2 protein-coding genes are annotated in these 1,455 nt (G+C 44.7%); both read right to left on the bottom strand.

Going from position 1 to position 1,455, the window contains the following annotated elements:
• Positions 1–41: 41 nt before the first annotated feature.
• On the bottom strand, positions 42–278 hold the full coding sequence (locus tag CDZ78_RS09725; protein WP_087869842.1) for a hypothetical protein: 237 nt from the start codon (positions 276–278) through the stop codon (positions 42–44).
• Positions 244–807 carry an MBL fold metallo-hydrolase gene (locus tag CDZ78_RS24060; RefSeq protein ID WP_087869843.1) on the bottom strand — a complete coding sequence of 188 codons (564 nt, stop codon included), beginning with the start codon at positions 805–807 and terminating at the stop codon, positions 244–246. The genes CDZ78_RS09725 and CDZ78_RS24060 overlap by 35 nt, the downstream gene beginning before the upstream one ends.
• Positions 808–1,455: the final 648 nt, after the last annotated feature.

The raw sequence follows: 1,455 nt of genomic DNA on the forward strand, positions 1-1,455 counted from the left end.
ACTAAAAATCATCACTCCGCTTAGGCTCCGTTTCCCTGATTTTAAGCGTATGCGACAGAACCATCGGCATTCTTCGCATACTCGTCATACCATTTATTCGAATAGGTATCGCCGCCAAAGACGAATTTAAGCCCATTCCACTCAAGACTAAAACTCACCGGGCCATCGAGGGCGTGAATAGCTGGGTAAGACCGAATGGTCACGCCGTTCTCTTGATAGATAATTGCATTAACACCCTTATAGTCAAACTCGTGGATCAGTGATTCCTGCGCGACCATCTAGATCCCAGGTAAGCGCCTTGCGCAGGTGTTCAAGTGCGTACTTCGTACCCCTTTCTGGTGTATCACCACTTGGCCCCCAGACTCGTAGCGGTTTCTGGCGACCAGCCAGCGCGCCCCCCACAAACAACGCATCCAGATCACCGAAATGGTCAGTATGTAAGTGGCTCAAGAAGACTTTGTCAAGATAGTTATAAGGTATCTGCATTGCCGCGATTCGCTCCGATGATCCAGTGCCGACATCGAAGATGAATTTATCACCGTTACCCAGTTCAAGCAACCAGCACGATGCCGCCTGTTTTGGACGTGCTGTGGGCATGCCTGTACCACAGGCAATCAAGCGCATTTCGTCCGGCGCTAAGTCTTCACTATTGGGTGCGTAAAAGTCACGTGCGCGCGCCTTTACGGGGGATATTTCTGGCGGGCTCTCAGCGCGGCAATTGTCTCGCCTATAAGCCTGGACTCTTTTCCTGCACTGCCGTCTAAGTGTCCTAGTTGGTAGGTACATGCAGCTACCAAGGTAACACATGCGGCTATAAACACTTTCTTTTTAGTCATCATCATTCTCTCTTTCACTAAATGCTGCTTTTTTTGTTACGAGCTATAGCCTATTTTTTGGGTCAGCTTTTCTGTATTGGGGTAATAAGACCGCAGATATAGACTCTTAGAAATTAAATTTCCACTTTCAACCATAGGGTGTGCTGAGGCACGAAGCGCTTCGTACCTCAGCACACCCTATGCTATATCAATAAGGAGTGTAGAAGTTATTTATCTGAGAATCTATAGTTTTTATTTTTAATCTACTGACGTGTCTAATTAATTAACTACCACGCTTATAAAACGTGGTAGTTAATTCCGCGGTTTCGTCCCTCGATGATTATCAGATACCTGCACGTTGAGTACGTGCTATCACGACGATAGTGCTTGTGTGCAGGTATCTGATAATCCTTAACACCTGAAGTTTCCCAATAATTATTTATGGTAAAATTGAAACTATGCTACAACTATATGAAAAAAATAGTCTTTTCATTCGTTTCAAATGCTATTGCCTAAGGGGAATTAAGTAGGGGTTTGCTATAAACATGGCAAAACCACCTAAAATAAACCTCGATACACCAGCATTGTGTATTTCAGCTACTCAATAATTGGGAAACTTCAGTTAACTAGTTGACCTGCC

It is taken from the genome of Bathymodiolus platifrons methanotrophic gill symbiont (assembly GCF_002189065.1).
Lineage (GTDB): Bacteria > Pseudomonadota > Gammaproteobacteria > Methylococcales > Methylomonadaceae > Methyloprofundus.

Bases quoted from the DNA above. Each gene is read 5' to 3' on its own strand.
- CDZ78_RS09725 (WP_087869842.1), bottom strand. From the start codon at position 278: ATGGTCGCGCAGGAATCACTGATCCACGAGTTTGACTATAAGGGTGTT.
- CDZ78_RS24060 (WP_087869843.1), bottom strand. From the start codon at position 807: ATGTGTTACCTTGGTAGCTGCATGTACCTACCAACTAGGACACTTAGA.